Annotated in this window: 16 protein-coding genes; 4 read left to right on the top strand and 12 right to left on the bottom strand. The window is 71.8% G+C overall.

What is annotated here, in order from left to right:
• Positions 1 to 100: 100 nt before the first annotated feature.
• Positions 101 to 2218, bottom strand: a complete 2118-nt coding sequence (locus ACFYX3_RS33505) for a type IIA DNA topoisomerase subunit B (RefSeq protein ID WP_389021629.1) — start codon at positions 2216 to 2218, stop codon at positions 101 to 103.
• Positions 2219 to 2651: 433 nt separating this feature from the next.
• Between ACFYX3_RS33505 and ACFYX3_RS33500 the strand changes: the two genes are divergently transcribed.
• Positions 2652 to 2885: a hypothetical protein gene (locus ACFYX3_RS33500; RefSeq protein WP_030687247.1), complete on the top strand. Its 234-nt coding sequence runs from the start codon at positions 2652 to 2654 to the stop codon at positions 2883 to 2885.
• A gap of 100 nt (positions 2886 to 2985) precedes the next feature.
• On the opposite strand, the gene ACFYX3_RS33495 is transcribed toward ACFYX3_RS33500, so the two are convergent.
• The 7 genes from ACFYX3_RS33495 to ACFYX3_RS33465 all read right to left on the bottom strand — a co-directional run bounded on the left by ACFYX3_RS33495 (position 2986) and on the right by ACFYX3_RS33465 (position 13402).
• Positions 2986 to 3804, bottom strand: a complete 819-nt coding sequence (locus tag ACFYX3_RS33495) for a S1 family serine peptidase (RefSeq protein WP_389021626.1) — start codon at positions 3802 to 3804, stop codon at positions 2986 to 2988.
• 143 nt (positions 3805 to 3947) lie between these two features.
• Entirely contained in the window at positions 3948 to 5495 is a 1548-nt protein-coding gene (locus tag ACFYX3_RS33490) for an RNA polymerase sigma factor (protein WP_352024116.1), read from the bottom strand.
• 378 nt (positions 5496 to 5873) lie between these two features.
• On the bottom strand, positions 5874 to 6761 hold the full coding sequence (locus ACFYX3_RS33485) for a FadR/GntR family transcriptional regulator (RefSeq protein WP_382659520.1): 888 nt from the start codon (positions 6759 to 6761) through the stop codon (positions 5874 to 5876).
• Between the two features lie 160 nt (positions 6762 to 6921).
• Positions 6922 to 8703 carry an ATP-binding cassette domain-containing protein gene (locus ACFYX3_RS33480; protein WP_389021622.1) on the bottom strand — a complete coding sequence of 594 codons (1782 nt, stop codon included), beginning with the start codon at positions 8701 to 8703 and terminating at the stop codon, positions 6922 to 6924.
• A gap of 122 nt (positions 8704 to 8825) precedes the next feature.
• The gene (locus tag ACFYX3_RS33475; RefSeq protein WP_376585040.1) at positions 8826 to 9596 is read right to left on the bottom strand and encodes an NUDIX domain-containing protein; all 771 of its coding nucleotides are present in this window, start codon (positions 9594 to 9596) and stop codon (positions 8826 to 8828) included.
• A 109-nt stretch (positions 9597 to 9705) separates the two neighbouring features.
• Complete coding sequence (locus tag ACFYX3_RS33470; protein WP_389021617.1) at positions 9706 to 11781, bottom strand: glycogen debranching N-terminal domain-containing protein; 2076 nt, start codon at positions 11779 to 11781, stop codon at positions 9706 to 9708.
• 115 nt (positions 11782 to 11896) lie between these two features.
• Positions 11897 to 13402, bottom strand: a complete 1506-nt coding sequence (locus ACFYX3_RS33465; RefSeq protein WP_389021614.1) for a DUF4192 domain-containing protein — start codon at positions 13400 to 13402, stop codon at positions 11897 to 11899.
• Between the two features lie 131 nt (positions 13403 to 13533).
• Between ACFYX3_RS33465 and ACFYX3_RS33460 the strand changes: the two genes are divergently transcribed.
• On the top strand, positions 13534 to 15717 hold the full coding sequence (locus ACFYX3_RS33460; RefSeq protein WP_389021611.1) for a RecQ family ATP-dependent DNA helicase: 2184 nt from the start codon (positions 13534 to 13536) through the stop codon (positions 15715 to 15717).
• Between the two features lie 231 nt (positions 15718 to 15948).
• Positions 15949 to 16578, top strand: coding sequence for a hypothetical protein (locus ACFYX3_RS33455; protein ID WP_376585048.1), 630 nt, complete (start codon positions 15949 to 15951; stop codon positions 16576 to 16578).
• A 233-nt stretch (positions 16579 to 16811) separates the two neighbouring features.
• On the opposite strand, the gene ACFYX3_RS33450 is transcribed toward ACFYX3_RS33455, so the two are convergent.
• From ACFYX3_RS33450 to ACFYX3_RS33440, 3 genes are all read right to left on the bottom strand, one after another.
• Positions 16812 to 17441, bottom strand: a complete 630-nt coding sequence (locus ACFYX3_RS33450; RefSeq protein ID WP_389021607.1) for a hypothetical protein — start codon at positions 17439 to 17441, stop codon at positions 16812 to 16814.
• Between the two features lie 106 nt (positions 17442 to 17547).
• Positions 17548 to 18258 carry a ribonuclease HII gene (locus ACFYX3_RS33445; RefSeq protein ID WP_389021604.1) on the bottom strand — a complete coding sequence of 237 codons (711 nt, stop codon included), beginning with the start codon at positions 18256 to 18258 and terminating at the stop codon, positions 17548 to 17550.
• Positions 18259 to 18475: 217 nt separating this feature from the next.
• Complete coding sequence (locus tag ACFYX3_RS33440; protein WP_389021600.1) at positions 18476 to 19093, bottom strand: TetR/AcrR family transcriptional regulator; 618 nt, start codon at positions 19091 to 19093, stop codon at positions 18476 to 18478.
• 132 nt (positions 19094 to 19225) lie between these two features.
• On the opposite strand from ACFYX3_RS33440, the gene ACFYX3_RS33435 reads away from it, so the two are divergent.
• A complete protein-coding gene (locus tag ACFYX3_RS33435; RefSeq protein ID WP_389021597.1) occupies positions 19226 to 20779 on the top strand; it encodes an MFS transporter in 1554 nt (517 codons plus the stop codon).
• 136 nt (positions 20780 to 20915) lie between these two features.
• On the opposite strand, the gene ACFYX3_RS33430 is transcribed toward ACFYX3_RS33435, so the two are convergent.
• Positions 20916 to 21824 carry an ADP-ribosylglycohydrolase family protein gene (locus ACFYX3_RS33430; protein ID WP_184932349.1) on the bottom strand — a complete coding sequence of 303 codons (909 nt, stop codon included), beginning with the start codon at positions 21822 to 21824 and terminating at the stop codon, positions 20916 to 20918.
• Positions 21825 to 21832: the final 8 nt, after the last annotated feature.

The raw sequence follows: 21832 nt of genomic DNA, 5'->3' as shown, positions 1-21832 counted from the left end.
TCGCCATCGCCCCCTCCGACGGTTCAATGCTACGGAGAGTAGTCGATCGTGTGATCGGCCCGTGGGTGGAGCGTATGGCTCCACCCACGGGTGGAGTTCCTCAGGCGTCGATACGCGAGCGGTCGAGGGTCGCCGCCGAGCCGGTGATGAACTCCTTGCGGGGCGCCACGTCGTTGCCCATGAGGAGGTCGAAGACCTGCTCCGCCGCGTCCAGGTCGCCGATGTTGATACGGCGCAGGGTTCGGTGACGCGGATCCATCGTGGTCTCCGCCAGCTGGTCGGCGTCCATCTCGCCCAGACCCTTGTAGCGCTGGATGGCGTCCTTGTAACGGACCCCCTTGCGCTGGAACTCCAGGAGGGTCTGCCGCAGCTCGTTGTCCGAGTACGTGTAGACGTACTTGTCCTGGCCCTTCTTGGGCTGGACGAGCTCGATCCGGTGCAGTGGCGGCACCGCGGCGAAGACCCGGCCGGCCTCGACCATGGGCCGCATGTACCGCTGGAAGAGCGTCAGCAGCAGGCAGCGGATGTGGGCGCCGTCGACATCGGCGTCGACGAGAAGGACGATCTTCCCGTAGCGCGCGGCGTCGATGTCGAAGGTGCGGCCGGAGCCCGCTCCTATGACCTGGATGATCGCGCCGCACTCGGCGTTCTTCAGCATGTCCGAGACGGACGACTTCTGGACGTTGAGGATCTTGCCGCGGATCGGCAGCAGCGCCTGGAACTCGCTGTTCCGGGCGAGCTTGGCCGTACCGAGGGCCGAGTCTCCCTCGACGATGAAGAGCTCGCTGCGCTCCACGTCGTCGCTGCGGCAGTCGGCGAGCTTCGCCGGCAGCGAGGAGGACTCGAGCGCGGTCTTCCTGCGCTGGGCCTCCTTGTGCTGGCGGGCCGCGATCCGGGTCCGCGCCGCGGCGACGGTCTTCTCGAGCACGGCGCGCGCCTGCGCCTTGGCGTCCCGCTTGGTGGAGGTGAGGAAGGTCTTGAGCTCCTTGGCCACCACGTTCGCCACGATGCGGCGGGCGGCGGAGGTGCCGAGGATCTCCTTGGTCTGCCCCTCGAACTGCGGCTCGGCGAGGCGGACCGTCACGACGGCCGTGAGCCCCTCCAGGGCGTCGTCCTTGACGATGTCGTCCTCGGCGACGCGCAGCATCTTGGCCGAGCGCAGCACCTCGTTGACCGTCTTGGTGATGGCCTGCTCGAAGCCGGAGACGTGGGTGCCGCCCTTGGGCGTGGCGATGATGTTGACGAAGGACTTGACCGTGGAGTCGTAGCCCGTGCCCCAGCGCAGGGCGACGTCGACGGCGAGCTCGCGGGTGACCTCGGTCGGGGTCATGTGGCCGCGCTCGTCGAGGACCGGGACGGTCTCCTTGAAGGTGCCCTGCCCGGTGAGGCGCTGGATGTCGCAGACGGCCTTGTCCTGCGCGAGGTACTCGCAGAACTCGCTGATGCCTCCGTCGAAGCGGAAGGTCTCCTCGCTCTTGCCGACGCCGGCCAGGTCCCGCTCGTCGCGGACGACGATGGTGAGGCCCGGGACGAGGAAGGCGGTCTGCCGGGCACGCTGGTGGAGCGTCTCCAGGGAGAGCTTGGCGTCCTTGAGGAAGATCTGCCGGTCCGCCCAGTAACGGATGCGCGTACCGGTGCGGGTCTTGGGGACACGCTTGCCCTTGATGAGTCCGTTGCCCGGGTCGAAGGGGCTGTCGGGGCCCTGCTCGGTGAAGATGCCGGGTACACCGCGGCGGAAGGAGATCGAGTGGGTCGCGCTGTTCCGGTCGACCTCGACGTCGAGGCGGGCCGACAGGGCGTTCACCACGGAGGCGCCGACGCCGTGCAGACCGCCCGAGGCCGCGTACGACCCGCCGCCGAACTTTCCGCCGGCGTGCAGCTTGGTCATGACGACCTCGACGCCGGAGAGGCCGGTCTTCGGCTCGACGTCGACCGGGATGCCGCGGCCGTTGTCCTGGACCTCGACCGAGCCGTCGTCGTGGAGGATGACCTCGATGTGGTCGCAGAAGCCGCCGAGGGCCTCGTCGACCGAGTTGTCGATGATCTCCCAGATGCAGTGCATCAGGCCGCGGCTGTCGGTGGACCCGATGTACATACCGGGGCGCTTGCGGACCGCTTCGAGCCCTTCGAGTACGAGCAGGTGCCGCGCGGTGTAGTTGGAACCGTCACGGTCTGCGGTCAGCAGCGCACTGGACGGCACGGACGTCTCGGCGGTCACGCGGTTCGCTCCTCGCTGAATTTGAAATCTGGCCCGGTGGGGTAAGGCCCTGCGTCGGTCACCGCACAGAGGGTACCGATGCCTGGTAGAGCCGTTGTAACGCCACCCACCCCGATTCCTCATGCTAGTCCAGAGTCGTATGGATGTTCGATCCCTCGATAGGGTGACGTGAACATCACGTTCCCTTCCAGGCATGAACCATTTAGGCTCCGGGCACGTCCTCATGAACAACCGGCAACCACGCCGGGAGGGCTAACCGACACAAGCAACGCGAAATCCGTAGAGCGACGCAATACGGCTCATTCGCCGCCAACCGGCAGCAGACAGCCACCTTGGGAAGAAGTTTCAAGGAAAAGCCACGAGCGGGAACGTTTTCGGCCTGGTTGGATGTTGACCCTGGTACGACAGCTCGTCGAGCTAGAGAAGAGGCGACGTGACTACTGTTCTGACCCCCGCGAGCCCCCTGACGGCCGCTGACCGTTGCGACCGCTGCGGCGCCCAGGCATACCTGCGCGTCGTTCTGACCAGCGGAGGTGACTTGCTCTTCTGCGCCCACCACGGACGTAAGTTCGAGCCGGAACTCAAGAAGATCGCCGTTGAGATACAGGATGAGACGGACCGGCTGACGGACGTGCCGGCCCGCACGATGGGCGAGGACCACGCCTGACGCCATCCACGACGAGCCCAGGGCCGGTCGCTGACCGGACGACGGGCGGTCACTCGCGCGCTCGCGCGGGTGACCGCCCGTTCTCGTATCCGACGGCGTCTCAGAAGCGTGCGGGAAGCACCGCGGAGACGCGCGTGTAGACGCCCGGGTTCTCCGCCTGCCCGCAGCCGCTGCCCCAGGACACCAGACCGACGAGGAGCCCCCTGGCCACCAGCGGGCCGCCACTGTCACCCTGGCACGCGTCCTTCCCGCCCTGCGGGTCCCCCGCGCACAGCATCGTCCCGCTCTGGTAGCGGACGCCGAGACCGCCCGGGTACGCCCGCTCGCACGCCGCGTCCGGCAGCACCTGGACGCGCGCCGTCCGCAGCGCGGAGGCGTAGGTCCCGTTGCCGGTCGTGTCCCCCCAGCCGTAGACGTCCGCCTCCGTCCCCGGCGCGTACGCCGCGTCCCCGGACTGCGCGACGCCGATCACGTACGACTGCGGCAGCGCGCTCACCAGCGTCAGCACGGCCAGATCGCCCGAGTTGGTCGTCGGGTCGTAGTCGGGGTTGATCCAGGTGTCGGAGATCCGGACCTCCTGCCCCTCCTGTCCCCGCAGCGCCGCACGGCCCGCGATCACCACGAAGTCGCGCACCTCCCAGGGCTCCCCGCCGAGCACCTCACGGCCCAGGCAGTGGGCCGCCGTGAGCACCTTGGTCGGCGCGACGACCACACCCCCGCAGAACTGCCCCGCGCGCGTACCCCCGAACCGGTCACGGCTGGACAGCGCCACGACCCACGGCGCGTCCGTGATCTGGGTCGCCCGCCCGCCCACCACGACGCTGTCGGCGGCCACGGGACCGGCGGTGACGAGCTGCCCCGCCGCTGCGGCGACCAGGCCCAGAGCACCCGTCAATGCTCGGGTGAGGGAACCACGCATGGAGCCTCCTGACTCTCGGGTGATGTCGGTTCACCCAGCGTCCAGCACGCTCCCGAACCCCGCACCCTCGCAAAGCCGGAGGGCCCGGCTCCCCCTCTCGGGGAACCGGGCCCTTCCGTGTGCCGGTGCGTACCTCGTACGGATCAGTCGAGGTAGTCGCGCAGGACCTGCGAGCGCGACGGGTGGCGGAGCTTCGACATCGTCTTCGACTCGATCTGACGGATCCGCTCTCGCGTCACGCCGTAGACCTTGCCGATCTCGTCCAGCGTCTTCGGCTGGCCGTCGGTGAGGCCGAAGCGCATGGAGACGACGCCCGCCTCACGCTCGGAGAGCGTGTCGAGAACGGAGTGCAGCTGTTCCTGGAGGAGCGTGAAGCTGACCGCGTCGGCCGGCACGACCGCCTCGGAGTCCTCGATGAGGTCACCGAACTCGCTGTCACCGTCCTCGCCCAGCGGGGTGTGGAGGGAGATCGGCTCACGGCCGTACTTCTGGACCTCGATGACCTTCTCCGGGGTCATGTCGAGCTCCTTGGCCAGCTCCTCCGGGGTGGGCTCACGGCCCAGGTCCTGGAGCATCTGGCGCTGCACGCGCGCGAGCTTGTTGATGACCTCGACCATGTGCACCGGGATACGGATGGTGCGGGCCTGGTCGGCCATGGCGCGGGTGATCGCCTGACGGATCCACCAGGTGGCGTACGTGGAGAACTTGTAGCCCTTGGTGTAGTCGAACTTCTCGACGGCGCGGATCAGACCCAGGTTGCCTTCCTGGATCAGGTCCAGGAAGAGCATGCCACGGCCGGTGTAGCGCTTGGCCAGCGAGACCACCAGACGGAGGTTGGCCTCCAGGAGGTGGTTCTTGGCCCGGCGGCCGTCCTCGGCGATGATCTCCAGCTCGCGCTTGAGCTTCGGGGCGAGCTTGTCCGAGTTCGCGAGCTTGTCCTCGGCGAACAGACCGGCCTCGATGCGCTTGGCGAGCTCGACCTCCTGCTCGGCGTTGAGCAGCGGGACCTTGCCGATCTGCTTGAGGTAGTCCTTGACCGGGTCGGCGGTGGCACCGGCGACGGCGACCTGCTGCGCCGGAGCGTCGTCCTCGTCCTCGTCGGACAGGACGAAGCCCTTGCTCTCGCCCTCGGTCTCCTCGTCCTCACCCTTGCCGGGTGCGACGTCCTCGAGGAGTTCCTCGCCCTCGATGAGCTCGTCGGCGTCCTTCTTGGACGCGGTCTTCTTGGCCGCCGTCTTCTTGGCGACGGTCTTCTTGGCCACCGCCTTCTTGGCGACGGTCTTCTTCGCGGCCGCCTTCTTGGCGGGCGAGCCGGCCTCGTCGGCCGGGTCGGTGCCCTCGGCCGCGGAGGCCGTGGAAGCCGAGACGGTGGTCTTCGTCACGGTCGTCCTGGCGGTGACGGTCTTGGTGGCGGTGCGCTTGGCCGGGCTCTTCGCTGCGACGCTCTTGCGGGCGCGCTTCGGCGACTCCGCTGCACTGACCATCAGCGTCACACCCTCTTCCTCGAGGATCTGATTGAGGCTGCGCAGAACATTCTTCCACTGGGTTGGCGGAATCTGGTCAGCTTCGAAGGCCCGACGCACGTCATCGCCGGCGATCTGCCCATCAGCCTTTCCCCGCTCGATGAGCGCCATCACAGACTCGGACTCGGCGATCTCCGGCGGGAGCGTACGGGATGTGCTGGCCGACACGAACAACCTCTCGGAACGATGGAAAACGGCTTCCGGCCCCACCCTGGATCGGGCTGGAGCCGACGACCGTCGACGGGGAATGTGTCGACGGCGCGGGCTGGACCGGGGAACTGCACAGCGCCTCCATCGGCTGCTGTATTCCTTCCTCGGCTGTCACCTCTTAGGTCATCGCACGGCTCGGAGGAGTGTTACGCCCAATCTTCGTGGCCCGAGTCACACCTCATTTGCGACGAAACGCCCGGAGCGGTCGATCATGGCACATTCGCGCCGCCGGAACCCGGGCGCCGCCCGGGGAGGCCCTGCCGGGCCCCCGGGTGGTGCTCGGACCCGGCGGCACGCCGTGCGTGCGCCCGCGTACTCCCGGCCACGGCCCGGGAGTCAGTGTTCGCGAGGAGCGGGGACGACGCGCTCCCCCTCGGGGTGGACCGTGAGCAGCTGCCGCATGGCGCTCTCGGCTCCCTGGGCGTCCCCGGTGGCGAGCGCGTCCACGATCCGGGCGTGATGCGCCAGGCAGGCCTCGCTCGGCCGGTCGCAGCCGGTGGCGGGGCCGCCGGAGACCTGGAGCGCGGAGGCGACGATGCCGGACAGGTGCTCCAGCATGCGGTTCCCGGCCAGCTGGATGAGAAGGGAGTGGAACTCCGTGTCGGCCCGGGAGAAGGTGATGCCGTCTCCCTGGGCGAACGCGTGCCCCATGATCTCGACCATGTCGGCGAGGCGCTGCTGCACGTCCTCGCGGCCGTGCCCGGCGGCGAGGCGGGCGGCCAGGGGCTCGATCGTCCACCGCAGCTCGTTCAGCTCGCGGCGCTGGTCGTCGCGCTGCGGGCCGAAGGCTCGCCATTCGATGATGTCGGGGTCGAGGAGGTTCCAGTCACTGACGGGCCTGACCCGCGTACCGACGTTCGGGCGGGCGCTCACGAGCCCCTTCGCCTCGAGCACGCGCAGCGACTCGCGCACGACCGTGCGCGAGACCTCGAACCGCTGGCCGATCTCCTCGGGGACGAGCGGGCGGTCGGCCCCCAGATCGCCGGAGACGATCATCTGGCCGAGCTGCTGGACGAGCTGCCCGTGCAGTCCGCGGCCCCGGTTGCCGGCGGTCCGGCGGCCGACACGGCCGAGGTCGGTGTCCACCCCCTCCCAGGCGGGCGGGGCCACACGACCGGCGGCGGGCGCCTCCGTGTAGGGGTAGCGGTCGAGATCGCCCGGGGCGCCGAGGCCGGAGTCGACGGGGCGGGCGGCGGTCATCATGGTGTGCGCAAGGGTACTCACGCATCCTTTGTCGGCGTTGCCTCCGTGACCCTTGAGGTCTTTGGTGAAAAGCACACGAAAGGGTGATCGGCACCCCCTACACAATTGACGATCAATCGGACATTTACGTCAGGTTTTAAGGGAGTTGGCGAGGAACCGGAATCTTTGAGTCGACAAGTGATCACCAACGAGCCTTGCGACGAAGGCCGGTGAACACGTAGGCGCAGAGCAAGCCCGTCAACGTCAGCGAGAGCGCCACCCCCGCGGGCTGGGCGACCACCCGCAGCGCCCCCGCCAGCCAACGGTCCAGGGCCGGCGACCACTGCGGACCGGCAAACTCGCGCAGTCGCGCCGGGAGTCCGGCCGCCGAGCGCACCGACGGCCCCGACAGCACCTTCTGCATCAGCGGAACGAAGGCGACCGGCACCGCGAGCACCGCCGCCACGCCGGCCGCGGCAGCCCGGAACACCCCGGCACCGAGCACCCCGGCCCACGCGCAGCCCACGACGAGGCCAAGCCAACTCGCCGAGAGAGTGGGCCAGTTCTTCGGTACCGGGACCAACTCGCCGCCGTAGACGAATCGCAGGGCCGTCAGGTCGGCCGCCACGACGAGCGTCCCGAGCGCAAGGGCGACGACGGCGGCCACGCCGAGCTTCGCGAGCAGCAGGCCCGGCCTGCGGGGCACAGCTCCGCGCCCCGTGGTGAGCGCGGGATAGCGGTACTCCTCGCCGAAGGAGAAGGCTCCGAGCAGCCCGGCGCCCAGAGCCGCGGGCGGCAGGGGGGACAGCGCGGGCCAGCCGGTGAGCACGGCCGGCAGCTCGGCGCGGCCGCCACGGCCGAGGAGCAGGGCGAGCGTCACGGAGACGAGCAGGACGGCAGCCACGACGAGCGGGGTGGAGGGCACGCCCAGGAGACGGTGGAGCTCGTACCGCAGCGGGCGCAGGGGGGAGCGCATGGGCCTCCGTCCGGCACCCCGCCGCCTTCGCCGGCCTTCTTTCGTCGTGTCCCCTGCACCGGGAGGCGAGACGGCAGGGGTTTCGGATTCCCCTGCGTCCTCGCCTTTCCGAGTACGCCGCGCCTGCACGGCGCCACCGTCGCCTCCCCTCTCGTCGGCGAGGCGGTGGATCGGTACGCCGTGCCGGAAGGCGGCGTCACCGACAGCCGCGCAGTCGCTGCCGTAGACGGACAGACGGTTGCCGTCCTCTGCCACCACCTCGACGGAGCGGCGGGCGGCTCGGGCCTCCTGCGTGACGACCGCGGCCAGCCGCGCGGCGTGCGGGGTCCGGACGACGACCCGGGGGCGCAGACGAGTCCGGGCGAACTCGACGGCGTCCTGGTCTGCGACGAGCCGGCCGCAGTCGAGGGTGACGACACGGTCGGCGTTCCCGGCTGCGTCCTTGGGGTCCTCCGTGGTGTACAGCACGGTTCCCCCCTCGGCGGCATGCGCGCGCAGCAGCTCGTGGAGCCACGCGCTCTCGGGTGCGGAGAGGCCAGCGGCCGGCTCGTCGAGCAGCAGGGTGTGCGGGGTGCCCAACAGGGCGGCGGCAAGCCCGAGTCGACGGTCGGCGCCGATCGGCAGGGTGCCGATCCGTCGGCGCTCGAGACCGGCGAGGCCCACGGTCCGCACCAGCTCGTCGGCTCGCGCGATGGGAAGACCGTTGGCGGCGCAGAGCATCCGCATCTGTCCCCGGAGGGTGCGGGAGGGATGTCCGGGGACGTCGCCGAGGAGCACGCCGACCTCGCGAGGGGGGTGGGCGATGCGGTGCAGCGGACGGCCGCGGAAGTACGTGATCCCACGGCCCGGCTCCAGTTCGAGCATGAGCCGGAGGGCCGTGGTCTTGCCGGCTCCCCGGGAGCCGAGGAGGGCGGTCACGGTGCCCGGCCGGGCCTCGAAGGACAGATCGTCCACGGCGGGCGGGCGATCGCGGCGGGGAGTGCTGGTCAGTCCGATTGCCTGGAGCATCGCTTCTCTCGCGGTAGGTGACACCGCTCCGCGGCAGGGCGGCGCTACCGCAGCAAGATAACGCTACATTTCGGACTTTCCACGCAGGTTTGACACTCAGGGGTGCCGAATGCGCACGGCTCTCAGACCTCGGGGCGCAGCATCGGCGGGTTGAGAAGAGTGGCCCCACCTGCCCGGAAGAGCTGTGCGGGACGCCCTCCCTGACGGGTCGTGGTGCCGCCGGCCGGGACCAGGAAGCCGGGCGTGCCGGTCACCTTGCGGTGGAAGTTGCGCGGGTCGAGGGACACGCCCCAGACCGCCTCGTAGACGCGGCGCAGTTCTCCGACCGTGAACTCCGGCGGGCAGAAGGCCGTGGCCAGGGAGGAGTACTCGATCTTGGAGCGGGCGCGCTCCACCCCGTCCGCGAGGATCCGGGCGTGGTCGAACGCGAGCGCCTCGGGCCCTCCGTCCTCGGCCATGGCGGCCTCGTCCTTGCCGAGGATCTCCTCGACCGGGGCCCAGCGGGCACTGTTCGCGTCGCCTCCGGCTCGCGGCGCGGGAAGGTCCGGCGCGAGCGCCAGGTGCGCGACGCTCACCACCCGCATGCGTGGATCGCGGTCGGGCGCCCCGTACGTCGCCAGCTGCTCCAGGTGCGCGCCGTTGCTCGGCACGGGCGGCGGGGAGGCCGGGTCGTGCGCGCAGAGGCCGGTCTCCTCGACCAGCTCGCGCGCCGCCGCGGCCCCGAGGTCCTCCTCCGCCCGTACGAAACCGCCGGGCAGCGCCCAACGCCCCTGGTACGGCGACTCTCCTCGTCGTACGACCAGGGTGCAGAGTGCGTGGCGCCGCACGGTGAGCACGACCAGATCGACGGTCACGGCGAAGGGAGGAAAGGCCGACGGGTCGTAGGGAGGCATGCCGCGATCATAGTCGTCTTCCTGACGATAAACACGCCCCGCGGAAGCATCGGCCGCGACTTCCTCGCCGCGCCGCGAGGCTTCCCGCGTCTCTGTGCCCGGCATCCCGTCACACCCCCAGTTGAAGGCCCTCGGCGGCCTCCTCGACCATACCGAGACCCATCCTGCTCACCCGCACCGCGAACGGTTCACCGGCGACCACGAGCCCCGACAGACTGATCGCACCGAGCGGGGCCGCGGCCACCGGGTGCACCGAGACGGACCTGCCCGGCACATCGGGCCTGACACCCACGAGGGCGAGAAGCGCCTGAATAGCCCCGGCGGCCGCGACGGCCGCCGGCCGGCACGCCGCGGGGTGCGGCACCGGGCGCCCACCCGCCATCCGCTGCTCCCCGGCGTACATCTCCGGGAGCCGATGGGTGAAGGCCTCTGCAGCGCCGAGCAGCCCTCGAAGGAGGGAGGCTGCCTCCTTCTCGTGACCAGCGGCGGCGAGGCCCGCCACGGCGACCGCTGTCTCGTGCACCCGGACCGCTCCGGCCCGGTGGCCGAAGGGGTTGTGGCCCGGCTCCTTCGTCCCGAGACTCCGCAGCCCCCAGCCGGAGTCGAACGCCGGGGTACCGAGCAGCCTGGCCACCTGTTCCGTCTCCGTCCTGTCCAGGAGGCCTGGCGCGTACCGCCCGCCGCCCAGCAGCCCGGTGTCGAGCAGGTGCGCGGCCCAACCTCCCAGCTGGGGCCAGGTCCGTCCGTCGGATGCGCGGGCGACGGCAGGGCGGCCGCCCGCCGGATCGTCGAGCCAGAACTCGCGCCGGAACCGCTCGCGCAGGGTCCGCGCCAGGTCGCGCAGGGTGTCTCCCCCGGGCCTCCCGCAGCCGTCGAGGAGGTCGGCACCGAGCAGCGCGGCGCGGTGGGCGTGTGCCTGGGTCTCGGCCCGCCAGGGCCCGGCGGGGCCCGGGTCCGGCACGAACCCGTCGCGACCGGTCGTACGCCGGAGCCAGTCGAGGCAGCGCTCCGCCACGGGGAGCAGCTCCTCCAGGTCGGTGGCCGGAAGCCCCCAGCGGCGGGCCTCGGCGAGCACGGCCGGAAAGGCCAAGGTGGCCTCGATGCCCGTGCAGCGGGGCGGCAGGTGCGGGCCCGCGTCCCTGAGGGGTCCCTGGAGGCGGCCGGCCTCCGCTCCGTCGCCGGAGAGCTGGGTGCGTCCGAGGGCGCGCAGGGTGGTGGCGGCGAGCCGGGTGCCGAGGGGCAGGGACATGCGGGCCGCCCAGAGCGCCTCGGAGGTGACCGGTCCGCAGCGCCAGGGGACGCCGGCCGCGAGGTACACGTCCGCGGGGTGAGCCGGGTCGCGCTGGAGCAGGGACCGCAGGTCCTCGACGGATGTGCGGAGCAGTTCTCCCGGCCTCGGGTCGTCGCCCTCGGCGCGGGCCTCGGCGAGGAGGTGGCCGCCGGGCCGTCCGGAGCCCACACCGGTGGAGGCGGCGGGTCGGGCGGCGGACTCCCCTCGTAGGCGCAGCCGGATCGTGAACGTGCCTCGGGGCGCCAGCTCGGCTTCCCAGCGCAGTACTCCCGCCGCCGCCAGGGAGTCCATGGGCGGCGGGTCCGCCGTGACGGCGACGGACCGGCCGTCGCCGCCGGTCCACCGCAGTCCGGTGCCGTGGACGGTCGCGGCGAGTTCGGGGCCGGTTCTCCCGGACGCCACCGTGCCCAGGTCCGCGAGATCCGTGCCCAGAGCGACTTCGACGGGGAGCCGGAGGGGCCGGGCCGCCGCGCTGCGCAGGGTGATCCGCTCGGCTCCGTCGGCGCTCCGCGTGCGTTCGACGGTGAGGGCGGGGTCGGGCCCGGCGTCGCCGGGGACCCGCAGGGCGCTGAGGAACACCGCCCGGTCCGAGGCCGCCATGCGCCCCTGGAGCGGGACGGGTTCCCGCCCGGCGACCCGCAGAACGCAGCGGGACAGAAGCCGTCGCCCCGCGTCGTACACCCCCTCGGCTCCTTCGCCGGTGAGCTGGCCGTGCTCGGCGCAGACGGCGAGGGCGGGCAGGGCCACGCAGAGGAGCGCACCGTGCACCGCGGGGAGTTCCGCGGGACGGGCCGCGCGCGGGAACGCGATGCCGGCGCCGGACGTGTGTCCGGAGGCGTGTCCGGACGACTGACCGGTGGGGTGGCCGGGGGCCGGTACGGGGCTGGGAGCCATGGCGGGTACGGGGTGCTCTCTGTGCGAACCGGGCGGCCGACTGGGTGTCGGCGGGAGGGGTCGTGAGACTCCGCCAGAGAGGTGAACGCGCTTGCGGGCGGCCGGGTCACGGTCGTCATCGGTCACTCCTGGAGCCGCGCTGCCCGCCGTGCCGTGGAGTCCCGCTCCCCGGCCTCCCGCTCGCGGGCCCACCGGGGCGGACTCCGGCCGTCGCCCGGCGCTCGCTCCCACCGGTCTGTCGCCCCGGCTTCCTGAGGGTCAGTGGGGTGCCCGGCCTGCGCGTGGCCCTCATCCGGACCCTCCGGGAGGGCGGCGGAGTCTCCTGCTCCGCGGCGGCCCGGGCGTCCCGCTCGCTCCTCAGACAGGAGCGGAGCGACTCGGGGTCAAGCCCCTCGTTGCAGGCCTGGTGCAGCAGACGGGCGAAGACGTACTCGGGGTCGGCGTCGAGTGCCAGCCCGAGGGCGACCCGGGCGGTGGGCTCGTCGCCCGTGGACCAGGCCGTCCAGCCCGCGAGGGTGAGGGGCGCGGCGGCATGCTCCTGGTAGGGCGTGACACAGCGCCGGGCCAGGACGCGCCACAGCCGCAGGGCGGCTGTCCCCTCCCAGCCCTCCATCCACTCCGCGGCGCGGTCCCGGGTGACCCGGTCCTGGAGGCCGAGGACCAGAGCCGCCGCCTCGTCGGCCGTGATCAGGGCGTCGTCGGCCGCGTCGTCCGCGGCAACGGTTGTGGCACGGGCGAACCGGGCCGGCACGACCGGCCGCACCGGGCGTGCCGTGCTCAGCTCACCCGCCGCACCGGCCTGGCTCCCCGGGCCGTTCGGGGCCTTCGGGTTGTTCGGGCTCTTCGGGTTGTTCGGGCTCTTCGGGTTGTTCGGGCTCTTCGGGTTCACGAACCGGCGGAGGATCTCGCGGGCGAGACGCAGCGTGGCTTCGCGCACCTCCTCCCGTCCCTGCCCTTCGGCGCCTTCGAGGATCCGGGGGACGATCGAGGCGGCGGACGCGTCGAGAGCGGCCCGCTGCTCCTCGTCCCCGGGTCCCCCGCGCGGCTTCAGCCGGGCCTCCATGTCCCGCAGGGAACCCCGTACCTGCACTCCGGCGTACGTCGCGGCCGCCGCCATCACCGAAGTGCCGCTGAGCGCGAGCGGGGTCCCGTCGGGCGGGCAGCAGCGCTGGTCGGGGCAGCAGTACGAGAAGTAGAGCCCGTCGGTGATGCAGAGGGCCTCGTAGACGGGGATGTCGAGCGCGCCGCAGGCGGTCCTCAGGCGCTGGGCGAAGGGCCGCAGCCGCTCCATGACCCTGCGACCCGTCTCACCGGGTGCGGGGTCCTGGCACAGGAAGACGACGATGCCGTCCGGCCGCGTGCCGGTCCGGGAGCTTCCCTCGACGAGGCACTCGGCCAGGTGATCGGCGGTGGACGCCCACTCCCGGGGCGAGCGGGGGATCCCGAGCCTGACCCGGCCCCCGAAGCGGCCGTGCTCGCCGTGAAGGGCGACCAGGACGACGGAGTCGGTGGGATGGAAGCCCAGCACGAAGGGCAGGGCGTCGGCCAGCTCCGCCGGGCCGCGCAGGGTGATCTGCTGGGTACGGGAAGGTCCACTGGATTCGTGGTGATTCGCGTTCATGGTCAGGACGGTCTCGTGATCTCCCGAAATCCGAAACCCCTGTGGATAACTCCCGGAACGCGGCATCCGAGTTGTCCACAGGTTCGACGTCCGGTTCGCGCGATGTCCGAGGCATCGGGTTGCATGGGGGCATGACCCAAGCAGCTCCGCTGGAAGACCGCGCCGCCCTCAGAGCCGCCGCCGACGCCGTGCTCGCCCGTCTCGTCTCCGACCCGACGGGCAGGGCCAGACTGCGCGAGGACCAGTGGCGGGCCATCGAGGCCCTGGTCGCCGACCGGCGCCGGGCCCTGGTGGTGCAGCGGACCGGCTGGGGCAAGTCGGCCGTGTACTTCGTGGCGACCTCGCTGCTCCGCGAGCGCGGCAGCGGCCCCACCGTGATCGTCTCCCCCCTGCTCGCGCTGATGCGCAACCAGGTGGAGGCGGCGGCCCGAGCGGGCATCCGTGCGCGGACGATCAACTCGTCGAACACCGAGGAGTGGGAGACCGTCCAGGAGGAGGTGGCCGCCGGCGAGGTGGACGTGCTCCTGGTGAGTCCGGAGCGGCTCAACAATCCCGACTTCCGCGACCAGGTGCTGCCCCGGCTGGCCGCGGCCACCGGACTGCTCGTGGTCGACGAGGCGCACTGCATCTCGGACTGGGGCCACGACTTCCGGCCGGACTACCGGCGGCTGCGGACCATGCTGGCGGACCTGCCCCGCGGTGTTCCGGTACTGGCAACCACGGCGACGGCGAACGCGCGGGTGACGGCGGACGTCGCCGAGCAGCTCGGCACGGGCGCGGGCACGGACGCCCTGGTCCTGCGCGGGCCCCTCGACCGGGAGAGCCTGAGTCTGGGTGTGGTCAGACTTCCGGACGCCGCCCACCGGCTGGCCTGGCTCGCCGACCACCTCGGCGAGCTGCCCGGCTCCGGCATCATCTACACGCTGACGGTCGCCGCGGCCGACGAGGTCACCGCCTATCTGCGCCAGTGCGGGCACACGGTGTCCTCCTACACCGGGCGCACGGAGAACGCCGACCGGCAGCAGGCGGAGGACGACCTCCAGGCCAACCGGGTCAAGGCGCTCGTGGCGACCTCGGCCCTCGGCATGGGCTTCGACAAGCCGGACCTGGGCTTCGTGGTGCACCTCGGGTCGCCGTCCTCCCCCATCGCGTACTACCAGCAGGTCGGCCGGGCCGGGCGCGGGGTGGAGCACGCGGAGGTGCTGCTCCTTCCCGGGCAGGAGGACGAGGCCATCTGGCGCTACTTCGCCTCGGTGGCCTTTCCCCCCGAGGAGCAGGTGCGCCGCACGATCGACGTGCTCGCGCAGGCGGGCCGGCCCTTGTCCCTGCCCGCCCTCGAACCGCTGGTCGAGCTGCGCAGGACGCGGCTGGAGACCATGCTCAAGGTCCTGGACGTGGACGGCGCGGTGCACCGGGTGAAGGGCGGCTGGGAGAGCACCGGGCAGCCCTGGGTGTACGACACCGAGCGGTACGCCTGGGTGGCGCGGCAGCGGGCGGCCGAGCAGCAGGCGATGCGCGACTACGCGGCGGCGACCGGGTGCCGGATGGAGTTCCTGCGGCGCCAGTTGGACGACGAGGAGGCCGCTCCGTGCGGTCGCTGCGACAACTGCGCGGGGTCCCGGTTCGACCCGAAGGTGTCCGATGCGGCACTGGACGCGGCCAAGGGCGAGCTGGGACGGCCCGGCGTGGAGGTCGAGCCGCGGAAGATGTGGCCCACCGGGCTCGCCGCGGTCGGGGTCGACTTGAAGGGCCGCATTCCGCTCGGGGAGCAGTCGTTCGCCGGACGGGCCCTGGGGCGGCTCTCGGACATCGGCTGGGGCAACCGACTGCGTCCGCTCCTTGCCGACACCACGCCGGACGGGCCCGTTCCGGACGATGTCGTGCAGGCGGTGGTGCAGGTGCTGGCGGACTGGGCCAAGGGGCCCGGAGGTTGGGCCTCCGGGGTGCCGGACGCTCCGGCCCGGCCCGCCGGCGTGGTCACGGTCGCCTCCCACCGCAAGCCGCGTCTGGTGGGTTCGCTCGGGCAGCGGATCGCCGAGATCGGCAGGATGCCGTTCCTCGGCGTCGTGGAGTACGCCCCGGAGGCGGAGGAGCTCCGTCTCTCGCGGACGAACAGCGCCCAGCGGGTCGTGGGTCTCCAGCGGACGCTGACGGTCCCTCCGGAGCTGGGCGAGCGGCTGGCCGGCGCGGGCGGGCCTGTTCTGCTCGTGGACGATCTCTCCGACACCGGCTGGACATTGGCGGTGGCGGCGCGGCTGCTGCGACGGTCGGGAGCGGAAGGCGTGTTCCCGCTGGTGCTCGCCGTCCAGGGGTGAAACAGGAGGGGAAACGGGGAGTGAACAATGGGCAACTGGGCAGGGATATGAGTGGCATACCGGCCCATTCCCGTCAGCGGACTCAATTGCTCGTTGCCGCTCGCGCACGGGCCAGCAAGAATTGGGAAACCGCCCCGCACGGCCCGTCAGCGGTCCGGAAGGACTGTGCTGTGGTGCGCCCTCACCCGACCTTGCCCGCCGCCGAGCGGGCGCGTATCCGAAGGGAGGACCGTGGCCCTCGGATTCGCTCCGCCCACAGCCGCCTCGCTCAGATCGTCGTCCGAGTCCGCCAGCCGCCTCGCCCGGATACTCGCACCCTCCGAGTGGGCCGCGGCGGGAATCCCCTTGCTGCGCAACCCGCGTGAGGTCGTCAGCGGCCTCCACTCGCGCCACGCGCCCACGCCCAGGACGGCGGTGCTCGCCGTCCTGGACCACGAGGAGCGGCTCGCGGCCAGTGCCTCGTTCGTCCGCCGCCCCGTCGCGGCGGACGGCTGGGAGTTCCGCAACGCGCTGCTCGCGCATCTGCGGCGGGTCATCCCGCACGACCTCCGCAGACGCGCGCCTGTGCGGACGGCGGTCCTGCTGTACTGCCGCGACGGCGACGAGCGGTGGACGGAGGAGGACGGGGCCTGGATGTGGGGGCTCCGGGACGCCTGCACGCTGCACGGGCTCCGCTGCGGCGCGTACATCACACTGACCGGAGCGGGCTGGCAGGTGCTCGGCGAGGGCCGGGGAGGCCGTCGGCCGAGCTCCGACTCGCTGCCCCTGCCGCTGGGTGACGGGCCGTCCGAGCTCGGTCTGCTCACGCCGAGGACGGCGAGCGGCGCGACCGAACCCTTGCGCCGGGCCGCCGCACGCTGATCACGCCGGACGATGCCCGGCCGCCGCACGCTGATCCACCAGGCGACACCGGGCTGCGGCGCGTCGATCACGCCAAGCAACGCCGGGCCGCTGGGCGCAGATCAAGCCACTCGACGTCGAGTCGCCGGGCGCAGACCAAGCCAGGCGGCACCGTGCCTCAGGGCACGGCTCCCGCCCGGCGGCGCCGGCCCACCCGCCGGCCCCGGTGGGGTCCGGCGGAGGAGCTCGGCCGGTCAGACGCCTGCGCCGACTCCGAGGAGCGCCGTGATGCGCTGCGGGTCACCGCAGACGACGAGCAGCGCGCCCGCGCGGTCCATCGCCGACGGAAGGGCCCGGGCGGCCGTCTCCTCGGCTCCGCCGTTGACGGCGACGATCACCACGGGGCGGGCGGCAGCCTGCTCCGAGGAGGCGTCGGCGAAGAACACGTCCTCACGGGTGTCCTGTTGGGCCCAGTAGGCGGCCTCGCCGAAGGACAGCTCGTGAGCCGCCCACGGGTGCGGGTCGCCGGTGGTGAGCACCAGGATCTCGCCGGGGGCGCGTCCGCTTTCCAGGAGCAGGTCCAGGGCCTCCTCGGCGGCGTCGAGCGCGCCGTCGACCGGAGCCGGGATCAGCTGGAGCTGCGGGGTGGATCGCTGGTCGGAACGATTCTCCGGGCGCTCGGCCGGAGACTGCCCGGCACCCGGGTGCGGGGCCGGCGCGGCGGGCTTGGCCGGACCGGGGACGGGGCGTCCGGGACGCGGGGAGGCCGCTGAACGCGGGCCGGGTACGGGACGGGGGGTCGACGCGGGGCGGCCGGCGGCCGCGGTGGCGCGGGGACCCTGGGCGCTCTCGTGAATCTGAGGCTCCTCGGGGATGAGAGGCATGAATGGATGTCTATCAAACGCCGCTGCGCGGAGCACCGGCGGGTGGGCACACATGTGCACCCCGGCCGCGTGGACGCCCCTTGGGCAGGGCTCCGTGACCGGAAGTTCAGAAGTCGAAGCCGAGTTGGCCCCCGCTTTCCAGCGCGGCCGCCTCGGCGGAGAGGCGGACCTTTTTGAGGTGGCGCCACTGGGGCAGCGCGTCCAGGTACGACCAGGAGAGACGGTGGTACGGGGTGGGCCCCAGCTCTTCGAGTGCCGCCTTGTGGACCGGCGAAGGGTAGCCCGCGTTGGCACCGAAGGCGTACGCGGCGTACTGGTCGCTCTCGGCCTCCAGCTCGGCCATGAGGGCGTCGCGCCGGACCTTCGCGATGACGGAGGCCGCCGCTACGGCGATGCAGGACTGGTCACCCTTGATCACCGTACGGACGCGCCAGGGGTTGCCGAGGTAGTCGTGCTTGCCGTCGAGGATCACCGCGTCGGGCCGTACGGGAAGGCCTTCGAGGGCGCGGACGGCCGCGAGTCGCAGCGCCGCGGTCATCCCGAGGTCGTCGATCTCCTGCGGGGAGGCGTCGCCGAGGGCGTACGCGGTGACCCAGCCCCCGAGCTCCGCGGCCAGCGCGTTCCGGCGTTTGGGGGTGAGCAGCTTCGAGTCGGTGAGCCCCTCGGGGGGCCGGCGCAGGCCGGTGACGGCCGCGCACACCGTGACGGGGCCGGCCCACGCTCCGCGTCCGACCTCGTCGACCCCGGCGACGATCTTGGCGCCGGTGGTGGCTCGGAGCGACCGCTCGACAGTGTGGGTGGGAGGTTCGTACGGCATGGCGCCAGACAGGTTACGCCGCCTGACGTCACCTGCGATACCCGGATTACCCGCGGGCGCCCGAAGGCCCGCCCCACCAGGCCCGGGATCCGGTCTCCAGCAGGCCCCGGAGCCCACCGCCACCCCGAACCGAAAGCCACCGGCCCCCCGCCCCGAAAGCCGCCGACACCTCGCCCGGGGAGCAGCCGCCACCGCACCCGAAAGCGCTCGGTCCGACTCAGGCACGCACCAGAGGCACCATGATCCGGTCGATCAGGTCGGTGATCTCACTGTCCGTCCATTCGCTTCCGCACACTTTGGAGCGGTACATCATCATGGCGGGGATGACGTCGAGAACGAGGTCGTCGATCACATCGTTCCGCACCTCTCCGCGCGAGATTCCGCGGTGTAGAACGTCCCGGAAGAGGCGCTTCGAGGGCTGGATCACACCCGTCTCGATCAGCCCGTGGAAGCGCTCGGCAGCTTCGGCGTCGCATTCGTGAAGCACAGCACGCAGGGCGAAGCCGGGCTTGGAGTACATCACGTCCCGGAGCCGGCAGCACAACTCGTACAGATCCTGACGCACACGACCGGTGTCGGGAGCCTCGTCGATCGTGGGCAGTCCGGCCTGGAGCGCGTCCGCGACGAGGTCTTCCTTGGAAGACCATCGCCGGTACACCGCGGCTTTGCCCGTCTGTGCACCGACCGCGACACCCTCCATCGTGAGACCGCTCCAGCCGACGCTGCTCAGCTGGTCGAGCGCGGCCTCCAGGATCGCCCGCTCGAGCACGGGTCCGCGGCGTCGCAGCGCCGCCCCCTCCGGCCGGGCGGCGGCCGTGGAGCGCGAAGTAACCATCAGGATCTCTCCGTTGACGCGATTCGATTCGTCGGCAGTTCTCAGTGAACGGTTGCGTTCACTGAGGGGGACTCACTACCGTGGTGAACAGTGAACGGGTGCGTTCACTAATTTTCCGTGGGGGGATCCATAGTGACAACTTCTCCGGTGGACACACAGGTCAAGGACGAGCCAGCTCGCGCCGAAGGTCGGCCGGGCATCGCCTTGACCGTCATCGCCGCCTGCCAGCTGATGGTCGTCCTCGACGCCACCATCGTGAACATCGCACTGCCGCACATCCAGGACGCGCTCTCCTTCTCGACCACCGACCTGTCGTGGGTGCTCAGCGCCTACACCCTCACCTTCGGCGGCTTGTTGCTCCTCGGCGGACGTGCCGGAGACATCCTGGGCCGCCGCCGGGTGTTCATGGCCGGCATCCTGCTCTTCACGTTCGCCTCGCTGCTCGGCGGCTTCGCCCAGGAGCCGTGGCAGCTGCTCGCGGCGCGTGCCCTGCAGGGCGTGGGCGGCGCGATCGCCTCGCCGACCTCACTCGCCCTGATCACCACGACGTTCCCCGAAGGACCGGAGCGGAACCGGGCGTTCGGCGTGTTCGCGGCGGTCTCGGCCGGCGGCGGCGCCATCGGCCTGCTCGCCGGCGGAGCGCTCACCCAGTGGCTCGACTGGCGCTGGGTCTTCTTCGTCAACGTGCCGATCGGCCTGCTGATCGCCTTCCTCACCCCGCGCTACATCGCGGAGTCGGAGCGCCACCCGGGCCGGTTCGACCTCACGGGCGCCGCGACGTCGACGCTGGGGATGGCGGCGCTGGTCTACGGGTTCATCCGCGCGTCCAAGGAGGGCTGGAAGGACGAGCTGACCATCGGCTCGTTCGTCACGGCGGTGGTTCTGCTCGCGGCGTTCGCCGTGGTGGAGTCGCGGGCCAAGGAACCGATCACGCCACTGCGGATGTTCGCGGACCGCAACCGCTCGGGCACGTACGTCATCATGCTCAGCCTGTCGGCCGCCATGTTCGGCATGTTCTTCTTCATCGTGCTGTGGGTGCAGAACGTCCTGGGCTACAGCCCGGTGAAGTCCGGCCTCGCCTTCCTTCCGGTGACCGTCGCGATCGGCGTCGGGGCCGGTTTCGCCCAGCGGATGCTGCCGGTCCTCGGCCCCAAGCCGTTCATGGTGACCGGCGCGTCGCTCACCGGCGTGGGGCTCGCCTTGCTGACGTTCATCTCTTCGGACAGCAGTTACCTGGGCGGGGTACTCGGCCCGATGGTCGTGTTCGGCTGCGGCATGGGCCTCAACTTCGTGACGCTCACGCTCACGGCCGTCTCCGGAGTGGCCGAGCACGAGGCCGGCGCCGCCTCGGGTCTGCTCAACGCGACCCAGCAGGTCGGCGGCTCGCTCGGCCTCTCCATCCTGGTCACCGTCTTCGGCACGGCCGGCCGGAAGGAGAGCGAGAAGCAGCTGCCGGACTTCCTCGCGCACGCGACGCCCGAACAGAAGGCCGAGGCACTGAAGGCGAAGGAACTGCCCGCGCCCTGGGGCCACGAGGTGCTGACCGCCGGTATCTCCTCGGCCTTCACGGCCGCCGTCGGCATGGTGCTGATCGCACTGGTGACGGCCGCCCTGGTGATCCGGGTCCGCAGGAGCGACCTGGAGGCGCTGAGCGGCCGCGCGGAGGCCGCGGGGCCGATGGCCTGATCCGGACGCCGGTGTCCCCTGAGTCCCGCGTGGGGCTCAGGGGACACGTCGGGGTCCGGGGGACGCCGTACCGGCAGGTTCAGGTTCCACTCGGACCCGTGCCGTACGGCGCCCCCCGTACAGACATCACCCCGCGTCAGGCCCTCCCGTCCGGGACCCAGCCCGGAAGTTCCTCGGTCTGCCGCAGCCAGTCCTCCGGCGGCGCGCCGGCCGCAGTGGAGGCGACCACCCCGCCGGCGATGGCGCAGGTCGTGTCGACGTCGCCGCCCACCTGCGCGGTCGTCCAGAACACCCGCTCGAAGTCGCCGAGCCCGCGCGCGGCGGACCAGAGCGCGAAGGGGACCGTGTCGTGGGCGCTCGTCCGGCGGCCGCTGCCGAGGACCGCGGCGACGGTGTTCGCGTCGCCGTAGTCGAGCATGTCGCGGGCCCTGCGCAGACCTGCCCCGACCGCGCTGCGCGGCACCAGGGCGATCACCCCGTCGAGCAGCGACTCGGGCGTCGGCGGTCCGGCGGGGTCGGCGGCGATCGCCGCGGCGGCGGCGACGGCCATGGCGCCGACCACGGCCTCCCGGTGCTGGTGGGTCGTGTACGAGGAGATCTCGGCCTGATGGGTCGCCTGCTCGGGGTCGTCGGCGTACCAGGCTCCCAGCGGGGCGATCCGCATCGCGGCGCCGTTGCCCCAGGAGCCCTGCCCCTTGAAGAGCGCGGCGGCGAGTTCCCGCCAGTCGCCGCCCTCGCGGATGAGCCGGAGCATCCGGTTGACGGCCGGGCCGTAGCCCCGGTCGAAGTCGTGGTGCTGAGCGAAGGAGAGGGCCAGGGCGTCCTGGTCGATCCGGTCGTGGTGGGCGAGGACGGCCAGGACGGAGCAGGCCATCTCGGTGTCGTCGGTCCACTGCCAGGGGCCGGCGGGCAGCTCGCGCCGCTTCAGCAGGGGATAGTTCGAGGGTACGAAGAACTGGGAGCCCAGGGCGTCTCCCACGGACAGCCCGCGCAGGCTGGCCAGGGCGCGTTCGAAGCGCCGGTCGGGTGAGGAGTCAGCGGTCATCGATCTAC

This window comes from Streptomyces sp. NPDC002463, assembly GCF_042889835.1.
Lineage (GTDB): Bacteria > Actinomycetota > Actinomycetes > Streptomycetales > Streptomycetaceae > Streptomyces > Streptomyces nymphaeiformis.
The sequence above is the reverse complement of the archived record's forward strand: the minus strand, read 5'-3'. Positions and strand labels throughout refer to the sequence as shown.

Excerpts from the sequence above, each read along its gene's own strand:
- ACFYX3_RS33495 (WP_389021626.1), bottom strand. The coding sequence starts at position 3,804 with ATGCGTGGTTCCCTCACCCGAGCATTGACGGGTGCTCTGGGCCTGGTC.
- ACFYX3_RS33480 (WP_389021622.1), bottom strand. The coding sequence starts at position 8,703 with ATGCTCCAGGCAATCGGACTGACCAGCACTCCCCGCCGCGATCGCCCG.
- ACFYX3_RS33475 (WP_376585040.1), bottom strand. The coding sequence starts at position 9,596 with ATGCCTCCCTACGACCCGTCGGCCTTTCCTCCCTTCGCCGTGACCGTC.
- ACFYX3_RS33470 (WP_389021617.1), bottom strand. The coding sequence starts at position 11,781 with ATGGCTCCCAGCCCCGTACCGGCCCCCGGCCACCCCACCGGTCAGTCG.
- ACFYX3_RS33465 (WP_389021614.1), bottom strand. The coding sequence starts at position 13,402 with ATGAACGCGAATCACCACGAATCCAGTGGACCTTCCCGTACCCAGCAG.
- ACFYX3_RS33460 (WP_389021611.1), top strand. The coding sequence starts at position 13,534 with ATGACCCAAGCAGCTCCGCTGGAAGACCGCGCCGCCCTCAGAGCCGCC.
- ACFYX3_RS33450 (WP_389021607.1), bottom strand. The coding sequence starts at position 17,441 with ATGCCTCTCATCCCCGAGGAGCCTCAGATTCACGAGAGCGCCCAGGGT.
- ACFYX3_RS33445 (WP_389021604.1), bottom strand. The coding sequence starts at position 18,258 with ATGCCGTACGAACCTCCCACCCACACTGTCGAGCGGTCGCTCCGAGCC.
- ACFYX3_RS33440 (WP_389021600.1), bottom strand. The coding sequence starts at position 19,093 with ATGGTTACTTCGCGCTCCACGGCCGCCGCCCGGCCGGAGGGGGCGGCG.
- ACFYX3_RS33430 (WP_184932349.1), bottom strand. The coding sequence starts at position 21,824 with ATGACCGCTGACTCCTCACCCGACCGGCGCTTCGAACGCGCCCTGGCC.